The sequence below is a fragment of the Bacteroides togonis genome, assembly GCF_900130135.1.
In the GTDB taxonomy this organism is placed as follows: Bacteria; Bacteroidota; Bacteroidia; order Bacteroidales; family Bacteroidaceae; genus Bacteroides; species Bacteroides pullorum.
This window is the reverse complement of record NZ_LT670820.1, coordinates 263,179-282,309: the sequence shown is the minus strand read 5'-3', so window position 1 is coordinate 282,309 and position 19,131 is coordinate 263,179. Positions and strand designations below refer to the sequence as shown.

The 19,131-nt window shown below is 50.8% G+C and carries 18 protein-coding genes; 9 read left to right on the top strand and 9 right to left on the bottom strand.

The features are described 5' to 3' along the window. Window positions 1-19 precede the first annotated feature (19 nt). Both rlmD and BQ8005_RS01285 read left to right on the top strand, forming a co-directional pair. Complete coding sequence (rlmD, locus tag BQ8005_RS01290; protein WP_075316808.1) at window positions 20-1,462, top strand: 23S rRNA (uracil(1939)-C(5))-methyltransferase RlmD; 1,443 nt, start codon at window positions 20-22, stop codon at window positions 1,460-1,462. 12 nt (window positions 1,463-1,474) lie between these two features. Next, complete coding sequence (locus BQ8005_RS01285) at window positions 1,475-2,383, top strand: RluA family pseudouridine synthase (RefSeq protein ID WP_075316807.1); 909 nt, start codon at window positions 1,475-1,477, stop codon at window positions 2,381-2,383. A 115-nt stretch (window positions 2,384-2,498) separates the two neighbouring features. On the opposite strand, the gene BQ8005_RS01280 is transcribed toward BQ8005_RS01285, so the two are convergent. Beyond that, window positions 2,499-2,909: a hypothetical protein gene (locus tag BQ8005_RS01280; protein WP_075318830.1), complete on the bottom strand. Its 411-nt coding sequence runs from the start codon at window positions 2,907-2,909 to the stop codon at window positions 2,499-2,501. 138 nt (window positions 2,910-3,047) lie between these two features. Between BQ8005_RS01280 and BQ8005_RS01275 the strand changes: the two genes are divergently transcribed. Further along, window positions 3,048-3,566 carry a DUF6515 family protein gene (locus BQ8005_RS01275; protein WP_159436188.1) on the top strand — a complete coding sequence of 173 codons (519 nt, stop codon included), beginning with the start codon at window positions 3,048-3,050 and terminating at the stop codon, window positions 3,564-3,566. Between the two features lie 11 nt (window positions 3,567-3,577). Here BQ8005_RS01275 and BQ8005_RS01270 read toward each other — a convergent pair whose 3' ends face one another. From BQ8005_RS01270 to BQ8005_RS01255, 4 genes are all read right to left on the bottom strand, one after another. After that, on the bottom strand, window positions 3,578-4,483 hold the full coding sequence (locus BQ8005_RS01270) for a Ppx/GppA phosphatase family protein (RefSeq protein WP_075316805.1): 906 nt from the start codon (window positions 4,481-4,483) through the stop codon (window positions 3,578-3,580). A gap of 326 nt (window positions 4,484-4,809) precedes the next feature. Beyond that, entirely contained in the window at window positions 4,810-6,903 is a 2,094-nt protein-coding gene (locus tag BQ8005_RS01265) for an RNA degradosome polyphosphate kinase (protein ID WP_075318829.1), read from the bottom strand. A 44-nt stretch (window positions 6,904-6,947) separates the two neighbouring features. Beyond that, window positions 6,948-8,078 (bottom strand): glycosyltransferase family protein, encoded by a 1,131-nt coding sequence (locus BQ8005_RS01260; protein WP_075316804.1) that lies wholly within the window; start codon window positions 8,076-8,078, stop codon window positions 6,948-6,950. 136 nt (window positions 8,079-8,214) lie between these two features. Continuing rightward, complete coding sequence (locus BQ8005_RS01255; protein WP_234983982.1) at window positions 8,215-8,403, bottom strand: hypothetical protein; 189 nt, start codon at window positions 8,401-8,403, stop codon at window positions 8,215-8,217. Between the two features lie 182 nt (window positions 8,404-8,585). On the opposite strand from BQ8005_RS01255, the gene map reads away from it, so the two are divergent. From map to BQ8005_RS01230, 5 genes are all read left to right on the top strand, one after another. After that, on the top strand, window positions 8,586-9,440 hold the full coding sequence (map, locus tag BQ8005_RS01250) for a type I methionyl aminopeptidase (protein ID WP_075316803.1): 855 nt from the start codon (window positions 8,586-8,588) through the stop codon (window positions 9,438-9,440). A 14-nt stretch (window positions 9,441-9,454) separates the two neighbouring features. After that, entirely contained in the window at window positions 9,455-10,396 is a 942-nt protein-coding gene (locus tag BQ8005_RS01245; RefSeq protein ID WP_075316802.1) for an eCIS core domain-containing protein, read from the top strand. A gap of 44 nt (window positions 10,397-10,440) precedes the next feature. Continuing rightward, complete coding sequence (rmuC, locus tag BQ8005_RS01240; RefSeq protein WP_075316801.1) at window positions 10,441-11,943, top strand: DNA recombination protein RmuC; 1,503 nt, start codon at window positions 10,441-10,443, stop codon at window positions 11,941-11,943. A gap of 4 nt (window positions 11,944-11,947) precedes the next feature. After that, entirely contained in the window at window positions 11,948-12,514 is a 567-nt protein-coding gene (xpt, locus tag BQ8005_RS01235) for a xanthine phosphoribosyltransferase (RefSeq protein ID WP_021847664.1), read from the top strand. A gap of 87 nt (window positions 12,515-12,601) precedes the next feature. Further along, window positions 12,602-13,933 carry a nucleobase:cation symporter-2 family protein gene (locus BQ8005_RS01230; protein ID WP_075316800.1) on the top strand — a complete coding sequence of 444 codons (1,332 nt, stop codon included), beginning with the start codon at window positions 12,602-12,604 and terminating at the stop codon, window positions 13,931-13,933. Window positions 13,934-13,948: 15 nt separating this feature from the next. Here the strand turns inward: BQ8005_RS01230 and BQ8005_RS01225 are convergent, their stop codons facing one another. Then, the gene (locus BQ8005_RS01225) at window positions 13,949-14,668 is read right to left on the bottom strand and encodes a response regulator transcription factor (protein ID WP_317044822.1); all 720 of its coding nucleotides are present in this window, start codon (window positions 14,666-14,668) and stop codon (window positions 13,949-13,951) included. Window positions 14,669-14,831: 163 nt separating this feature from the next. Here BQ8005_RS01225 and BQ8005_RS01220 point away from each other — a divergent pair, with 163 nt between their 5' ends. Next, window positions 14,832-15,491 (top strand): DUF1349 domain-containing protein, encoded by a 660-nt coding sequence (locus tag BQ8005_RS01220; protein WP_075316798.1) that lies wholly within the window; start codon window positions 14,832-14,834, stop codon window positions 15,489-15,491. A gap of 106 nt (window positions 15,492-15,597) precedes the next feature. Here BQ8005_RS01220 and BQ8005_RS01215 read toward each other — a convergent pair whose 3' ends face one another. The 3 genes from BQ8005_RS01215 to nhaA form a co-directional block, all read right to left on the bottom strand. Further along, window positions 15,598-17,253: a M56 family metallopeptidase gene (locus BQ8005_RS01215; protein WP_075316797.1), complete on the bottom strand. Its 1,656-nt coding sequence runs from the start codon at window positions 17,251-17,253 to the stop codon at window positions 15,598-15,600. Between the two features lie 7 nt (window positions 17,254-17,260). Beyond that, the gene (locus tag BQ8005_RS01210; RefSeq protein ID WP_075316796.1) at window positions 17,261-17,626 is read right to left on the bottom strand and encodes a BlaI/MecI/CopY family transcriptional regulator; all 366 of its coding nucleotides are present in this window, start codon (window positions 17,624-17,626) and stop codon (window positions 17,261-17,263) included. A 167-nt stretch (window positions 17,627-17,793) separates the two neighbouring features. Then, window positions 17,794-19,113: a Na+/H+ antiporter NhaA gene (gene nhaA / locus BQ8005_RS01205; RefSeq protein WP_075316795.1), complete on the bottom strand. Its 1,320-nt coding sequence runs from the start codon at window positions 19,111-19,113 to the stop codon at window positions 17,794-17,796. Window positions 19,114-19,131: the final 18 nt, after the last annotated feature.

The following is a 19,131-nucleotide window of genomic DNA, read 5'->3' as shown; positions in this document are numbered from 1 at the left end:
TTATTAGACTGGTGTAAAAGTGGCAAGAAAGAGAAAAGAACTTCCTCTACTGGAAAAGGTAACAATAACAGACGTGGCTGCCGAAGGAAAAGCCATCGCAAAAGTAAATGATCTGGTTATCTTCGTACCTTATGTTGTACCTGGAGATATAGTCGACTTACAAATCAAAAGAAAGAAACATCACTACGCCGAAGCAGAAGCGGTAAAAATCCACGAATACTCCCCCAAAAGATCCGTTCCATTCTGCCAGCACTATGGCGTATGTGGCGGATGCAAATGGCAAGTACTTCCTTATGCTGAACAAATCAAGTATAAGCAAAAACAGGTAACCGACAACCTGACGCGTATCGGGAAAGTGCAATTACCGGAAGTTTCTCCCATTTTAGGTTCAGACAAGACAGAATTTTATCGAAACAAACTGGAATATACATTCTCCAACAAACGTTGGCTTACAACTGAAGAGGTAGAACAAGACGTGGTGTATGAACAGATGAACGCTGTGGGCTTCCATATTCCCAACTCATTTGACAAGGTACTGGCCATTGAAAAATGCTGGCTTCAGGACGATATATCCAACCGTATCCGTAATGCAATCCGCGACTACGCATACGAACATAACTATACCTTCAACAATATCCGTACCCACGAAGGTATGCTGCGCAACCTTATCATACGTACTTCTTCGACAGGTGAACTGATGGTTATATTAGTGTGCCGCATCGAACGAGACGAAGAAATGGTACAGTTCAAAGCGATGCTTCAATACGTGGCCGACTCGTTCCCCGAGATCACCTCCTTATTATATATAATAAACAATAAGGTGAACGACACAATTACCGACCTCGATGTGCAAACATTCAAGGGCAAGGATCATATCTTCGAAGAGATGGAAGGGTTGCGCTTCAAAGTAGGGCCCAAATCGTTCTACCAAACAAATTCAGAACAAGCCTATAAACTGTACAAGGTAGCACGCGACTTTGCTGGACTAACCGGTAACGAACTGGTGTACGATCTTTATACAGGCACAGGAACCATTGCAAACTTTGTATCCCGACAGGCACGCCAAGTCATCGGTATCGAGTACGTGCCCGAAGCTATCGAAGATGCAAAAGTAAATTCAGAAATCAACGGCATCGACAATACACTCTTCTTTGCCGGCGACATGAAAGATATCCTGACACAGGACTTTATCAGCCAGTACGGACGGCCCGATGTCATCATCACTGACCCACCCCGCGCAGGCATGCATCCCGACGTCATCAACGTTATTCTGGAAGCACAACCCCAACGCATTGTCTATGTCAGCTGTAACCCCGCTACACAAGCCCGTGACCTGCAACTGCTGGATGTGAAGTACCGCGTCAAAGCCATACAACCCGTTGATATGTTTCCCCATACACACCATGTGGAAAATGTTGTACTGCTTGAACTGAAAGAACAATCTGCAACTGAAAACCAATAAAAATCTCTTCACGTGTCAAAAGAAAAAATAACTGCAAGGGCTCGTGCCCAATATACGGATTACTTTGTCAAAGAGTCGATGGAACTGATGGAATTTCTGGCAGCCAAGATGCCTCAGGCAAGCCGTACCAAGCTGAAATCGCTTCTGAGCAAACGTATTGTGTTTGTAGACAACGTCATCACCACCCAATATAATTTTCCCCTGCAACCAGGAATGAAGGTACAAATCAGCCGCGACAAGGGCAACCGTGAGTTCCGCCACAAGCTGCTGAAAATTGTCTACGAAGACGCCTATCTCATCGTTGTAGAGAAAATGCAAGGGCTGCTCTCGGTCAGTACCGAACGGCAGAAGGAGCGTACCGCCTGTACCATCCTGAACGAATATCTGAAGCGTTCGGGACGTAACAACCGCGTCTACGTAGTACACCGCCTCGACCGTGACACTTCCGGACTGATGATGTTTGCCAAAGATGAAAAGACGCAGCATACACTGCGCGACAATTGGCATCAGATTGTATTTGACCGCCGTTACGTGGCCGTCGTGGCAGGTGAAATGGAAAAAGACAGCGGCATCGTCCGCTCCTGGCTGACGGACCGAACACTGTATGTTTACTCCAGTCCATCGGATGACGGCGGAAAGGAAGCCATCACACATTACCGCACTATCAAGCGGGCCAACGGATATTCACTCGTCGAACTGCATCTTGAAACAGGGCGAAAGAACCAGATACGCGTCCACATGCAGGACTTGGGACACCCCATCATTGGTGACGGACGTTATGGCATCGAAGACCTCAACCCCATCGGCCGTTTGGCGCTCCATGCATTCAAGCTCTGCTTCTATCATCCCGTCACCGGAGAAAAGATGGAATTTGAAACGCCCTATCCACCCAGCTTCAAGAACCTGCTGGTAAAGAAATGAACTGACACGACCATCCCAACGGTTTCCCAGATATAAAAAACGCCATGGATTTACAGGATTGAAAAGTGTAAATCCATGGCGTTCGTATTTCAAGCCGAATGATGATAGAGTGCCGTCAATAACCTTCTTCTGTCAGCACGATGATTTCTCCGTCCAATCTGCCAGAAAGGTAATGTTCGCGTACCCATACGTTTTCGAACACTTTCTCGCCGGTAGTAAATGTCAGGAGCAAAGCTTCTTTGCTATTATCTACCCATCTCCATGAAAATTCCCGATCTACGGAAGTCTTTCCATCTTCGTCGTACGTCACGGTCAATTCTTGTCCCTTCTGGTTTTTCGAATAGAAAGTCAGCTTATATTGGCGCACTACGGCACCATCCTGTTCGGTCTGCATGATCCAAGTCTTGTCGCACAAGCCTTCATCTGTATTCTTAATGGTTTCATAGACGATATCGTCACCACACGACAGAAAGAGGAATGACAGCATGCAGGCTGTCAGCATTTTCACAAAATTACAAGTTTTCATAAATCTGTTTTTATTGATAACGGCGGCAAACATAATGAAAAAAACAGGATGAGACAAGCTTTTTGCCAAAGGCATTTAAACTTTCCGACGATGACATTGTCTAACAAAATAAGAAACTTAACTTAAAAAATGACGATTATGAAGAAATCTACAACTATCCTTTTATTGGCAGCTGCGCTTTCTTTCGGCTACCTGCCTACCTGTACGATGAGTGTCGAGGCCTCTAATCCGACTGCCGTGACTGATAAAGATCCTAAAGACCACAAAACAAAGAAACCTCACCACAAGAAGCCCGAACCGCCTCATAAAGTCCATCACCGGAAACCCGAGCCGCCTCACAAAGTTCACGGTCACCGTCCACCCAGAAGACCGATGCCGCCCGTAGGGACACATTACAGGGAACGTCCCCAGCACTGCATAAGTATCAGCTTCAATCATGCACCCTACTTTTTTGCAGAAGGTATTTTCTACCGCTATGCCAATGCAAGTTACGTCGTGGTACGCCCCGAAACAGGCATGATTGTGCCTCTCTTGCCAGAAACCGGCGTGTACCGGATTAAGAAAAAAGGAGAGATACTGTATGTCTGCCACGATGTCCTCTACCGTCCCTTCAAGTCCGGAGGAAACCTGCACTTCAAGATTGTAGGTTTCCTCTAACGGAGCAGCCTTTACTCCGGCAGGTTGTTGCTGGAGTAGAGGCTGTCGATGATGCCGTCGGCCAAACCGATGACGGGCACGTGGACGTACTGCGCCTTTACCGTTTCGGCAATGGTCAGGAATATCCGCGCGGCGGGGACGATGACGTCGGCACGGTCTGCCTTGAGGCTGAATTCCTTCATGCGCTGCTCGGGCGTCAGGGGGCTGAGCTGGTCGTAGAGTTCCTGCAAGGAGGCAATGGGCATCCGCTGGAGCTTTTTGTCTTTCTTGGTGGCCAGACGATAAAGCTTGTTGATATTGCCGCCCGAACCGATGATGTTGATGTCGGGGAAGTCAGCAGTCAGGCGAGTCAGGTCGTCTTTCATCTGTTCCCAGACCTCTTCGCGCACTGCGTTGCTCAACATGCGCACGGTACCTACGTTGTAGGAAAGCGACTGTACCAGCACGCCGTTCGTCAGGAGATTGATTTCGGTGCTTCCACCGCCCACGTCGACGTAGATGTAGTTGCCGGTACGGTCTTCGAGGCACTCCACGTGGTTGTTGTAAATCATGCGGGCCTCTTCCTGTCCGTCGATGATTTCGATGCGGATACCCGTATCTTTCAGTACTTTCTTGATGACGGCCTTGCCGTTACGGGCGTCGCGCATGGCCGAGGTGGCGCAAGCGCGATAGTCGGTCACTTCGTATATCTTCATCAGCTGGCGGAAGGCTTTCATCAGGCGACGCAGTTTCACGGCTTTGCCGTCCGAAAGCTCGCCCAGCGAGAAGACGTCGAAACCCAGACGGAGGGGCACACGGAGCATCATCACCTTCGACAGCCGACGGCTGACCAGGTTTTCGTTTTCTTCTTCTTTCTTAATCAGGAGCCGCACGGCGTTCGAGCCGATATCGATGGCGGCATAACATTTCTTACACATATCTTTTTCTTATTTCTTTCAGGTTGAACATCATTTGCCTGTTTCGCGATTCCGTCCTGCACGCTGCGGGAAGCTTTCGCGCTCCGCGATTCCGTCCTGCACGCTGCAGGAAGCTTTCGCGCTCCGCGATTCCGTCCTGCACGCTGCGGGAAGCTTTCGCGCTCCGCGATTCCGTCCTGCACGCTGCGGGAAGCTTTCGCAGTTCGCGATTCCGCCCTGCACGCTGCGGGAAGCTTTCGCGCTCCGCGATTCCGTCCTGCACGCTGCGGGAAGCTTTCGCGCTCCGCGATTCCGTCCTGCACGCTGCGGGAAGCTTTCGCAGCAGATTATTCGGCCGGATCGAGTGGCAGGAGCCGGTTCGCCTCCTTATAATACCGGTACAACTCCTCTTGCGAACGGAAAGGACTCTCCTCGCCTGTCGTCCAAGGCTCGTTCCTTCCCCTGCCGTCGACGATGCGTCCCTGCATCGTATCGCGCAAGCCGTAGTCGATGACACGGGCCAGGTCGGCCTTGATGGCGGGGTCGTAGACGGGCGCCACGACCTCTACGCGGTTGTCCAGGTTGCGGGGCATCCAGTCGGCCGAACCGATGAAGCATTTTTCCTCGCCTCCGGCGGCAAAGATGAAGATGCGCGAATGTTCCAGATAGCGGTCGATGATGCCGCAGATGCGTATCGTGTCGCTCACGCCGGGGATGCCGGTGACCAGCGAACAGTTGCCTCGCACAAGCAGGTCGACAGGCACGCCACTGGCCGACGCCTCGTAGAGCTTCCGCACCATGTCCGTGTCCGTGATGTGGTTGATCTTGACACGGATATAGGCGGGCTTTCCCTGCTGGCGGTTCTTGATTTCGTTGTCTATCAGACGGAGGAAACGTTTCTTCATCTCGTTGGGCGAGACGAGCAGTTCCTTGAAGGAGACAGGTACATAGGGCTTCTCGATGAAGGTAAAGACGGAGTTGACATCGCGCACCACGTTGCGGGCAGCCGTCATCAGCAGGTAGTCGGTATAGACGCGCGCATTGCCTTCGTGGAAGTTTCCCGTACTGATGCAGGCGATGTCGAGCCCGTTCTTCATGCCGATGTGGGTGATTTTGGAGTGCACTTTCAGGTTCTCCACGCCGAAGATGACATGAATGCCGGCATCCTGCATCTTCTTCGACCAGCTGATGTTGGACGCCTCGTCGAAGCGGGCCAGCAATTCGATGACGACCGTCACCTTCTTGCCGTTACGGGCGGCACAGATAAGGGCGCGCACCACTTTCGAGTCCTTGGCCAGGCGGTAGAGCGTGGTCTTGATACTCTTCACCTCCTTATGGATGGCGGCCTCTTGCAAGAGGCGGATGTAGTAGTCGAAGCTATGGTAAGGCACGTGGATGAAACGGTCGCCCTTCTGCACCAGCCGCAGCAGGCTCTCGCCGCTATCCAGTTCAGGACGTACCAAGGGTTCCCAACGTGGGTATTTCAAGTCCTTCCGGCCGCAATCGGGGAAGGACATCAGGTCTTTGTGGTTATGATAACGACCTCCGGCCAGCACCGTGTCCAGCTTGTCGAGATTCAGCATGTTCATCACACGCTTGTGCAGGTCTTTCGGCATGGCGGCGTCGTAGATGACGCGCAAGGCATCGCCTTTCCTCCGACTCTTCACTCCCTTGGATATCTTCTGCAACATGCCGTTGCGCAGGTCGTTGTCTATCTCCATCTCGGCATCCTTCGTAAACTTGAAGGCATACGCTTCGAAGTGGTCGTAGTTCAGTCCGCTGAAGATGATCGGAAGACAGAACCGGATGACATCGTCCAGGTACATCAGGTAGTTGTTGCCGTTCTTGTCGGGCAGTCGCACAAAACGTCCGCAGACCGAAACAGGCAGTTCGATCAAAGCATACTCGGCTTGCTTCTTATGTTCGGCCTGCATCTTGACGGCCAGGTAGATGTTCTCGTCCGTTTCGTCGGCCAGCTGCTTCACCGCCGAAATCCACACGGGACTGACAAATCCGCTCAGCTGCTGGCGGAAGAACGTACGCACATACTGTTGCTGCTCTTCGTCAAGTTCATCCTCCTTCAAAAGGCAGATATGCTCGGCACGCAGCTGCTGGGTGACATCACGAATGGCCAGTTCGTACTCCTTGGCGTACTTGTTGTTCAGCTTGGTGATCTGCTTGATGAGCTGCCGGGCATGTTCGCGTTCGGCCTTCACACTCCGGTCCTCACACTCGGCGATGCGGCTCAGCGTCGCCATACGCACGCGGAAGAATTCGTCCAGATTGTTTGAGTAAATACCCAGAAATCCCAACCGTTCCAGCAGCGGGATCTGTTGCTTGGTGGCCTCCTGTAAAATGCGTCGGTTGAAATACATCCAACTCAGATCACGCTCCACATATGCCTCCGACAAGTTTTTCTTGTTGACCGTCCTTTTTGCCATAAGTTTCATTATTTTTCCGCAAAAGTAGAGGACGGGTATTACATTCAGATTTCAAATCCGTTACAATATTCATACGGTACTCCCAGAGGTAACCGACCGGAATGTACAGCTTCCTCCAGCGCCTCCAGGATGATGCGCTCGGCACTCCGCACCCAATAGCGGAACTCCACGTTCGGACGATAGTTGCGTTCGAAGTCAAGCAGACGTTGCAGGTCGAACGAATCGGCCACGATGCCCGCTCCCGTCCGTGCGGCGTCGTAGGCGTTGCAGTCCTGCTCGATGTGGGCAGGCACCATCAGCAGCGGCTTTCCCAGATACATGGCTTCACAGACCGACTCGAACCCCGCCGTCGTGGCGTAGGCACGGCAGCCGGACATGTAGCGCAGAAACTTCATGTCGTCTATCTGGTGGAAAGTCAGCGTGTCGTCCATGCAGCACGTCTCTTCTTCACCAGGCTTGTCCCAAAAGAAATGGAGAGGTACACGCGGATGGCGGCTGTGCCACCCCAAGACGTCGTCGGCAAAACCCGCGTTAAGCAAGTAGCCGTGCAGGTAGTCGCCCCTTTCGCTCTCACAAGCCAACACTTCCGACCGCAGCAGCGGAGGAACCACACGAATGCGTGAAGCCGGACTGTCATCCATCGGACGGAATGACAACGCCAATCTGCGGCAGGCTCCGATACTGGTCAGACGGGTGAAGAAGCGCAACAGAGAAAGACTCCATCCACTTTTTTGCGGAAAGTGAAATTCAGGATGCAGGAAAAGATACTGATGTCCGATGCTGACCTGCGGCACCGATGGACGGAAAAAGAAATAAGTCAGTCCCGTAAGCAGCTCATAGAAGTTGACAACAAGTTCGGCTTCCGTTTCTCGAATACGACGATCTATGTAACGCATACTGCGGAAGTAGGCAGGCAAACGCAACAGGTTGTAAACCACACTGCGTGTCAGGCTTACCCGGCGGTTAGCCGGTGTAGGCAGAAAATTTGGACTCAGGAAACGTTTGACGGGCGCCTTGATGTTCCGGTTGAAGAAGCCGGGCAGACGACGCGAACTACTCTGGCCCACCAGCACCTCGACCACGTCGTAACCATTACGGCGCAGTATGCCTTCCAATGTAATAGCTTGGGTGAGATGTCCCCGCCCTTCGCCCTGAATGATGAACAATACTTTCATAGGACTTCAATGTATATAATAGATGTGTATTCCACAAATAAAGATTTCAAATCAATCCGCACCTGCATCACGCAGATGCGGAATCCAAAAGAGAATATATGAATTTACGTAAGAAATGCCTCTCTCCGTATCGAGGTCAGATATATTCTTCGACCATGAACATATCGCTGACAAAATCGTCTACGACACGTTCCAAGTTCTCGCAAGCTTCATCCGGCGTTTCGCCGTACGCGCTGCACAACAGGTTGTTCATGTAGTAAGCAAAGAATCCGCCGCCGGCGGCAGCTTCTACAGTGTAATCATTCTGATTCAGTTGCATAATCATTCCTCCTATTTTTATTTGGCATTGCAAAAGTGCACAAACCTTATTGCAACGGTGTTGAGAAGACGTTACAAATCTGCTAAATGCGACCAAAAACACAAACCTATCATTTTCCTGCACAAGTCCGCCCGTTTCCCAAAGGAATTACGTACTTTTGCACAACTAAATAAAAAGGAGTTTTCACTATGAAGAAACTGATAAAGGGAGCCCGCTTCACTCCCAGAAACTATTCCGATGAAGTAGAAGCTAAAATACAACAGTATAAACATGAAGGCGTCCGCCTGCCACAACGCCACCTGCTCCGTACCGAAGAGCAACTGGCTGGTATCCGTGAAAGTGCCAAAATCAATACCGCCCTGCTCGACTATATTTCTGAGAATATCCGCGAAGGCATGTCCACCGCTGAGATAGACCACATGGTCTACTGCTTCACAACCGATCACGATGCCATTCCTGCACCGTTCATGTACGAAGGTTACCCGAAGAGCGTATGCACCAGCATCAACGACGTTGTGTGTCACGGCATCCCCAGTACCAAGGAAATCCTAAAGAGCGGCGACATCGTCAACGTCGATGTATCGACCATCTACAAAGGCTACTTCTCCGACGCCTCACGCATGTTCATGATCGGCGAAGTGAGTCCCGAAATGAAACGTCTCGTTGAAGTGACCCGCGAATGCCGCGACATCGGCGTACGCATGGCACAGCCCTGGACACGCCTGGGAGACATAGGTGCCGCCATCCAGGAACATGCCGAGAAAAACGGCTACAGTGTGGTACGCGACCTGTGCGGCCACGGATGCGGTGTCAAATTCCACGAAGAGCCCGACGTAGAGCATTTCGGCAAACGAGGTACAGGCATGATGATCGTGCCGGGCATGACGTTCACCATCGAACCAATGATCAACATGGGCAGTTATGAAGTATTCATCGACGAAGCCGACGGATGGACCGTCTGCACCGACGACGGCCTGCCCTCAGCTCAGTGGGAAAGTATGGTGCTGATTACCGAGAACGGAAACGAAGTGCTGACAGAATAAGGAGACATCTTCGCATGAAAAAATTTCTGACTACAGCACTTTTATCTCTTAGCCTTTGTGCAACAGATATGTATGCACAAATCAATCTGCATTACATAGATGCCAACGAAGCCCGTACTCTGCTTTCGAAAGAAGATGCTACCACCCGTCAGTGGAGTCGTTTCGATTACGAAGCCCGGTTGGGCAAAAAAGGAGGCACTCGGCAGGAGCTGATGCGTTTCATTGCCGATCAGGCACGCGACTGGAGCAAGGAGGACAAACAACGCATGCAAGAAGCGGCCGATTCACTGAACAGCCACATCAAAGCCCTGAACCTGTCATTGACTCTTCCGCAGGAAATCAGAATTCTGAAAACAACCATGGCCGAAGAAGGCGGTGCAGGCGGATATACTCGTATGGACTACATCGTAGTGGAAGAACAAATAGCCCGCATGAAGTCCCAGCAAGCAAGTTATCTGCTGGCACACGAACTTTTCCATGTGCTGACACGCAACAATCCGGATTTCCGTGAGAAAATGTACAAGCTCATCGGCTTCAACATCGTACCTGAAGAATTTGAAGTACCGGCCGATTTGCGCGATGTGGTGATTACTAATCCCGATGTCAACCGCTTCGACAGTTACGCCCGTTTTCGCATCAAGGGTGAAGAACGTCCCTGTGCGATGCTAATTTATGCCAACAAGCCATACGAAGGAGGCAGCTTCTTCAATTATCTGACAATCGGCCTGATGCCGCTGAAAGACGGTAAGGCAGAACAGAAAGACGGAAAAACGGTGATATACGGAATAAAGGATGCAGAGAATTTCTTTGAACAGGTAGGAAGGAATACCAACTACATCATCAATCCCGAAGAAATACTGGCCGAGAACTTTGCCTTCCTGCTGACCCGCAAGCCTGTTAGCGGCACTCCCGAACTGATTGAAAAGATGCGGCAGGCTTTGCAGCCACAAAGATAACCGGCGGGGATTGGTTTTAACAAACGGACATAATATTGTACATCATGGAAATCGTATTACTGATTATAGGACTGGGCGTCGGGACAGGTATCGGAATGTTGGTTGCGGGACGTAAATCCACCGCACTGAAAGCGCAGCTTGAAGCCGCACAGCAACGTGAAGACTTGCTGAACCGTACGACCAACGAACGCATCGAACGAGAGAAAGCGGTTGCCGAGGAGCGGTTGAAAGCCATCGGGCAGCAAAACACCGAACGACTGGCCGCACAAGAAAAACAGTTTGGTGAACGACTGGCCGAGCAGGAACGTCTTTTTGCCAACCGCCTGGCTGAACAGGAGAGGTTGTTCAATGAACAGAACAGCAGCCGTGAACAACAATTCGCCGAACGACTGGCCGAACAACGGCAGCAACTGGAAAAGCGCCTGGCCGAACAGCGTGAAGAGGCCGAAGCACTGCACCGCCGCATGAACACTGAGTTCGAAGCATTGTCCAACCGCATCTTCCAAAACAAGGCCGACGACTTCAAGCGACTCAATGCCGAACACATCGGCAATCTGCTCCGCCCCTTGGGTGAAAATCTCAAAGACTTCCGCGAAAAGGTAGAACAGGTATACAACACCGAAGCCAAGGAACGCTTCTCACTGGGCGAACGCATCAAGGACCTTGTGGAACTGAACAACCGCCTGAGCGAAGAGGCCAACAACCTGACCCGCGCCCTGAAGGGCGACTCGAAAATGCAGGGTAACTGGGGCGAAGTCATTCTGGAACGCCTGCTCCAGGCATCGGGCCTCATCGAAGGCGAACATTACGTCCGCCAGGAGTTCCTGCGCGACGAGCGGGGTGAAGCACTGACCAACGAAGAAAGCGGTCAGCGCATGCAGCCCGACATCATCGTCCGCTATCCCGATGACCGTGAAATGATTATCGACTCCAAAGTTTCCCTATCGGCCTACGCCACCTATACCGCCGCCGAGAATAAGGAAGAGCAAGCCCGCTGCCTGAAGGCACATCTGCAGTCCGTCCGTGCCCACATCGACGAACTGAGCCGCAAGGACTACTCGCACTACGACGTCAAGGCACCCGACTTTGTCATGATGTTCATCCCTACCGAAGGAGCCTATCTGCTGGCCGTACAGAGCGACGCCAACCTGTGGGAATATGCCTATAACAAGAAGGTCGTCCTGATGAGCCCCACCAACCTCATCAGTGCCCTGCGCCTCTCGCTTGACCTGTGGAAACGCGAGAATCAGGTAAAGAACGTGCAGGCCATCATCAAGCGGGGCACGTCGCTCTACGAAAAGATTGCCGGCTTCACCGACACGTTCCTCACCTTGGGCGACCGTCTGGGCAGCCTTCAGAAGGACTACGACAAAGCTTTGAACCAGCTGTCGGACGGAGCGGGTAGCGTCGTCCGACAGGCTGAACAGCTGCGTGGCATGAGCCTGACACCCAAGAAGCGCATATCGCCCCGACTTCTGCCGGCCGGAGAAGAGGAAGAAAAGACAGAAGAAACATCCGAACTGAACCAAACAACAACAAAAGAATAAGGCAATGAAGACATTGAAAGACCGCATCCTTCGCGACGGACGCTGCTTCCCCGGAGGAATCCTGAAAGTAGACAACTTCATCAACCATCAAATGGACCCCATCCTGATGAAAAGTATAGGCGTAGAATTCGTACGCCGTTTCGCATCAACCCAAATCAACAAAGTCATCACGGTAGAGGCCAGCGGAATTGCTCCGGCCATCATGGTAGGCTACCTGCTCGAACTCCCCGTCGTTTTTGCCAAGAAGAAAAAGCCCAGTACGATGGAGAATATGCTGGCCACCTCGGTCTTCTCCTTCACCAAGCAGCGCACGTATGATGTCTGTGTCAGCCGCGATTTCCTCTGTCCGGGCGACAAGGTGCTGTTCATCGACGACTTCCTGGCCAACGGAAACGCAGCCAAAGGTATCATCGAACTGGTGAAACAGGCCGGCGCCGAGCTGGTCGGCATGGGCTTCATCATTGAAAAGGCCTTCCAGCACGGAGGCGACGAACTGCGTGCGGCAGGCATCCACGTAGAGAGCCTGGCTATCATAGAAAGTCTGGACAACTGCGAAATCAAGATCAGATAAACCTTTTTTCATCATCAAAGGCGCGGAGCGCACGGACTGCTTGCCTGAAAGCAACCGTACCATCCGCGCCTCTCACATTTTCGATATATGGAAGAACAACCACAAACAACGCTGAAGAACGGCCTCATCTATGGTCTGAACGACCGCCCACCTTTCCGCGAAGCTTTCTTCGCCGCACTGCAACATCTACTGGCCATCTTCGTGGCCATCATCACACCGCCGCTCATCATCTCGGGCGCACTGAAACTTGATACTGAAACAACGGGCTATCTCGTATCCATGGCCCTCATCGCCTCGGGCATCGCCACCTTCGTGCAATGCCGCCGCTTCGGCTTTATTGGTACGGGGCTGCTGTGCATCCAGGGTACCAGCTTCTCGTTCATTGGCCCAATCATTGCTGCGGGCACCACGGGCGGACTGGCACTGGTCTTCGGATCGTGCATGGCAGCCGCTTCGGTAGAAATGATTATCAGCCGCCTGCTGAAGTACACACGAAAGATTATCACCCCGCTCGTGTCGGGCATCGTAGTGACCCTCATCGGCATGAGCCTCATCAAGGTGGGTATCACGGCCTGCGGAGGTGGTGCAGCAGCCCAGGCCGACGGAACATTTGGAAGCCTGCGCTACGTAGGCCTGGCAGCCTTGGTACTGGTACTTATTCTGATCTTCAACCGAAGCAGTAACCGGTACCTGCGCATGAGCTCCATCGTCATCGGCCTGGCTACGGGCTACGTCGTGGCGTGGCTGATGGGCATGATTGACTTCGATTTGGTACAGAGTTTCGGCGGTGTCACCGTCCCCCACCCCTTCCGTTTCGGGTTGGATATCAGCCTGTCTGCCGTACTGGCACTGGCACTGATTTTTGTCATCACGGCTATCGAGGCGTACGGCGACATCACGGCCAATTCCATGATTTCGGGCGAACCGGTCGAGGGCGAAGTCTTCATCCGACGGGCGTCGGGCGGCATCTTTGCCGACGGTTTCAACTCCATGATTTCGGGCATGCTCTGTGCCTTCCCCAATTCGGTGTTTGCACAAAACAACGGCATGATACAGCTGACGGGCGTAGCCAGCCGCTACGTGGGCTACTACATAGCAGGCATGCTTGTTGTACTGGGACTGTTCCCCGCTGTAGGACTGGTATTCTCGCTGATGCCCGAACCGGTATTGGGAGGTGCTACGCTGCTGATGTTCGGCACGGTGGCAGCAGCAGGTATCCGCATCATCGCCGCGCAGGAGATGAACCGCAAGGCCACGCTGGTCATTGCCGTCAGCTTCTCGCTGGGACTGAGCGTTGAACTAGTGCCCGAAATACTGTGCCAACTCCCCGAAACATTGCGCAACATTTTCGCATCGGGCATCACTACGGGCGGCCTGACTGCCATCGTAGCGAATGCGCTGATACGAATCAAGGAATAGACGAACAAACCTTACTTAAATCAACTTCAGATCTTTAGCTATCCTGCAAGCCTCGATAGAATTCTTCACTTGCAGGTTAGCTAAAATTTCTTGTCTGTGACGACTGACCGTATTTATACTGATAGAAAGCAGTCTGGCTATTTCCTTACTCGTCAAACCTTTGTCTATCATAGTCAATATCTGCCTTTCCCTGGCAGACAATATCTTCTTGCTATTTTGTTTTTCCAGTTCTGTGACATGTCCCGTAACAGAATTGACTATCATGCACTGTGAAGGAAGTTCAATGGTTAGAGGACCGTACAGGCACAATGCCAGCCAAAGGCTGTCACTGGAAGGAAGCAGAACATAAAACATCCGATGCAACACAGACAGATAACTTCCCGTGCAGCTCATCATTCGTATCTTGCTGGCCAGATAATAATCGGAACGTTTTCTTTTGGGCTGCCGTTTCATGAAATGGTAGAAACAAAGTTCCTGCCAGTGCTTGTTCTCCAAATCATCCTGATGCATAAGCCCGAAAAGTTCTTTTTCCCAAATGGAAGAAACTTTATCCTCCCGTTTCCTTCCTCCTCTTTCAAGCATTTGCGAGAAGCCACCATAATAGATATAGCTGGATCGGGTACGCAAGTCACTCAATACAGCAATCACATTCTCCATCCGAGCATAGTTACAGGCAATATCCTTGTATCTGACCAGCATTTCATCATAGGGCTGGTCTCCTGTAAAGTCTTGCATGGAAAATTCTTTGTTCAATATATCCACAGTATCCATCTGTCCGAAAAAGAATGGTTATTATTAATCATTGCAGGTTCGTTTACAACGATTTACCTTTGCAAAGGTAAAAAAAGAATAGTTATTCACGGTAAACGGAAAAGATTACATAAAAATTTATATGAATATGAAGAAGTCAATGTTGTTAAGCGGATGTATGGTTGCCGCTTCATGTGTCTGCATGGCACAATCATTGGAAAAGATGCAATGGTTCAACGAACCGGAACAGTGGGAAATCAAGAACAACACGCTCCTGATGGATGTCACACCACAAACTGACTATTGGCGGATATCCCATTATGGATTTACCGTAGATGATGCCCCTTTCCTGTATGCGTTGCGCGGAGGGGAGTTTGAAGTCAAGGTGAAAATATCGGGTGATTATCAGGCCCGTTTCGACCAGGCAGGACTGATGCTGCGTATCGATCATGAGAATTATATCAAGGCCGGTATCGAGTTTGTGGACGGGAAATACAATCTGAGTACGGTTGTAACCCATCATACGAGTGACTGGAGCATCATTCCGCTGGAAAAACCTATACCCTTTATCTGGATTAAGGCGATCAGAAGGCTGGATGCCGTAGAAATTTTCTATTCCTTCGACGATAAAGAATATACCATGATGCGAAATGCCTGGCTACAAGACAACCGTCCCGTCATGGTAGGTATCATGGGAGCCAGTCCCGACGGCAATGGATTCAGCGCACTATTTGAAGATTTTTCCATCAAACATCTACCCGACCAGCGCCGAACAGAATGGCTGAAGAAGAACACTTCAAACCAATAACAGACCGTGTTGTAAAAACCCTTTCACACTGCCCCCTCGGACGAAGATTACAAGATCTTGATTCATCCGTAAGGGCAGCCTGACAGGGCTCATCCATACCTCATACCTACTTCCTAAATCCTTTCCTCAACTCTTCTTTCACATCCTGCACTACCCCCATCGGAATGTCCTTGTCCACCTTCAGCGAGATGGTCATATCGGACTTGCCGGAACGGAAGGCCTTCATTTCTTTCCGAAGTTCGTCCAAGGAAAAGTTCTTCAGTGTCTTGCTTTGGCCGGAAACAAGCAGCGTCACTTCCAGCGGTAGTTTCTCCGCAGCGTCCACCACCATTTTCTTATATTCCTTCGGCTTTGCAAACGTGACAAGGATGGGGAATGCTTTGTCCAGAGCGGCTTCATCTGTTGTACCCAGCTCGACAGCGACCTCCCGGCGAAGCTGCTGATAGACTTCCTTCACCGTACGCAGATAGAGGCGCATGGCTTCGGTAGTCGTCCCGCGGTCGTAGCGTATCTGCAAATCGGAACGGAACGGCTGTCCCGACTGTTTTGCCTGTTGATAATCTTTCCGCAAGGCGTCGGCCAGATGCTTGCGGATAAAGTCGGCACAATCAGTCTTTGCCCCTTGCCGGTCTATCATAATCTGATTTCTCATGTTAACAAAGAGCGTGTGTGCCGCCTCTCCCAGGGCAGGAGCTACGCTACCTCCGCCTTCTCTGAACTTCCGCGCAAAATATTGCTCCAACAGTTCGCGCTCGTCCTGACGGACGGTGTCCTGCAAGGGTTCGCAGACTTGCGGCTTCACCACCTGTTCCACCGCGTTCTTCACTTCGGGCCGGGCAAACGCATAGAGCGTCCCCGACACCACCGGCACGAAAAGCAACAGCTTCAGTCGAGCCAGTCCGTTGGTTCTTTTCTTTAACATCATATTGATACGTTGTTTTAGCTTGCTGTGTCCAAATCCGCTGGCCATAGAGTAGAGCCTTGTGCCGACGGATTTCTTCACGAGCAAAAGTTGATATTGAGTGGCATCGATGCCATGAGAAAGTACGCCGCTGTCTGCTTCAAACTCGTGCACTTCGCACAGTTCGCGCATCAGCAACCAGGCGGCAGGGTTGAACCAATGGAACACAATCAGCAGTTCCATCCACAGCAGGTCAGCCGTGTGGCAGTAGTGCAGGTGCATCCGCTCATGCAGCAGCACCGTTTCGCGGTTCTGCTCATAGTCTTCCTGCGAGAGGACGACGGTCCGCCCCCAACTGAAGGATTGTTGTCCGCACGGACCGATGACCAGCCGGTAGCCGCCACACTCCCTAACGGAACAACGGCGCACCAACTGCCGCATACGTCCATGCGAAAGCAGAAAGAAACCCAACGTCATCACCGCTCCACCTGCATAAAGAGTCACCAGCATGTACAACCAGTCAAACGACGTTTCCGACCGCGATGTCTTTGTCAACCCAGCGGTCTCTGCAAGGCGCATCAAGTCCGCATCTGCTTCGGACAACGTACCTTCTGCCGAGGCTTCCTCCGCCAAAGGTTTCGTCAATACGGCTTCCACCGCTACCAAAGGGCGTTGCCACAGGCTTTCCTGCGGTACGTCTACCTGCACCAAAGGCAGCAACAGGCAGCCAGCCGTACCGCCCAACAGCAGAAAGCGGTTGGTGCGAAACAGCGTATCACCCCTGAAGCACAGCCGGAAGAGCAGATAAAGCATCGCCAGGCAGAGCGTAGACTTGAACAGATAGAACAGAAAGGCACCCATATCCCTGTCAGGCTTGGCGTTTGTTTTCAATCCGCGCTATCAGCTCCTTCAGCTCGTCGAGCGGCATGCCCTCCTCTTCGACAAAGGCGGAGACAACGTTGGCAAAGGAATTGTCGTAGTAATGGGCCACAACCTCGTTCAGTGCCGAACGCTTGTAGTCCTTCGCCGACACCAGCGGATAATACTGGTAGGTATTACCGTAGGCCTTATAACCCACGAATCCTTTCTCTTCCAACCCGCGCACCAGCGTAGACACGGTATTGTAGTGAGGCTTCGGTTCTTCATAGAAAACCAGGAGTTCGCGGACAAACATAGGACCATGTTCCCAGAACATCCGCATGATTTCTTCTTCTTTTACGGTCAGTCGTTTCATAATCGTCTTGCTTTACATCATTGAACAATGCAAAGATAACAATTATTTTCAAACAAACAACTAAACATATTAGTTTATCAACTATAAATTGCAGTAGATTAACTAAAGTTAGCAGTAGTCTAACGAATATTCCTATTGAGAAACCTTATAAACAATAGCCTCAAGAATTATTTTTCTATCTTTTGAGGTAACACTTTATTCAAAACCAGATAACCCAGAAAACCTGAAAGTACCGTTCCGAGTAAAACACCAAATTTCGCCTGATTAAGTAATTCTGGATGGCATTCAGCAAACGAGAGATTGGCAATGAAAAGAGAAACCGTAAAACCAATTCCTCCTAACAACGAAACACCCGTCAGGTTTTTCCAATTCATACCTTCGGGCATACGAGCCACCCCAAACTTGATAGCAGCCCAGGTAAAGACCAGAATACCCAAGAACTTACCAACCAGAAGTCCAACAGCAACAGCCGTACTCACATTTCCAACCAAACTATCGCCACTACCCAAAACCACTCCGGCATTGGCAAAAGCAAACAAAGGAAGAATGACAAAGTTGACAAGGCCATGCAGATTGTCTTCCAACGACTGGAGGGGACTGATGACATGGTCCGAAGCCCTTTCCACCCGTTTCAATTTAGCGATTTGTTCTTTAGTCAATACAATATGATCCGAGTTCACCACCGGAAACTCATCAATGATACCACGTATCTTCTCTATATATTTGCCTGCATCCAGACGAGGACGAGCCGGTATCACAAAAGCAAGAATCACACCCGAAATGGTACTGTGAATACCAGACTGCAGGAACAGATACCAGATAATGACACCAAAAAACAGATAAAACAGCTTTTCTGTCACACCCATGCGTCCCATATAATAAAGGAAAAGATAAAGAATAAAAGCCGCTACCAGATACCAATAAGACACATGCCCGCTATAGAAAATAGCTATTACCAAAATACCACCAATGTCATCGACCACAGCAAAGGCCGTGAGAAAAATCTTCAGACACAAGGGAACACGCTTACCCAGCAAGCTCAACACGCCTAGTGAGAAAGCAATATCAGTAGCCATCGGAATAGCCATTCCTTGCATTTCTGGAGAACTGGGTTCTACCAAAAGGAAATAAATGACAACCGGCAAAATCATACCGCCACATGCGGCAATAAAAGGCAGGATTGCCTTGCGAAACGAAGACAACTCTCCCACCAACAGCTCACGCTTGATTTCAAGTCCGACAGCCAAAAAGAAGATGGTCATCAGACAGTCATTGATGAATTGCAACATGGTCAGCGGATGGCCTCCATGCGAAAACAGATTGAAATCGCCTATTCGTAAATGCAGCTCATGGGACAAAAAGCTGTTATAGGCAGGTGCCAACGAAGAATTAGCCACTACGGCAGCCAGAATAGCTGTCACAAACAACAAAACACTCGCCACAAGATTGAGCGACGAGATGTTTTTCATGGAACGTAAAATAATCATAAATAGCCTCGATTAGGG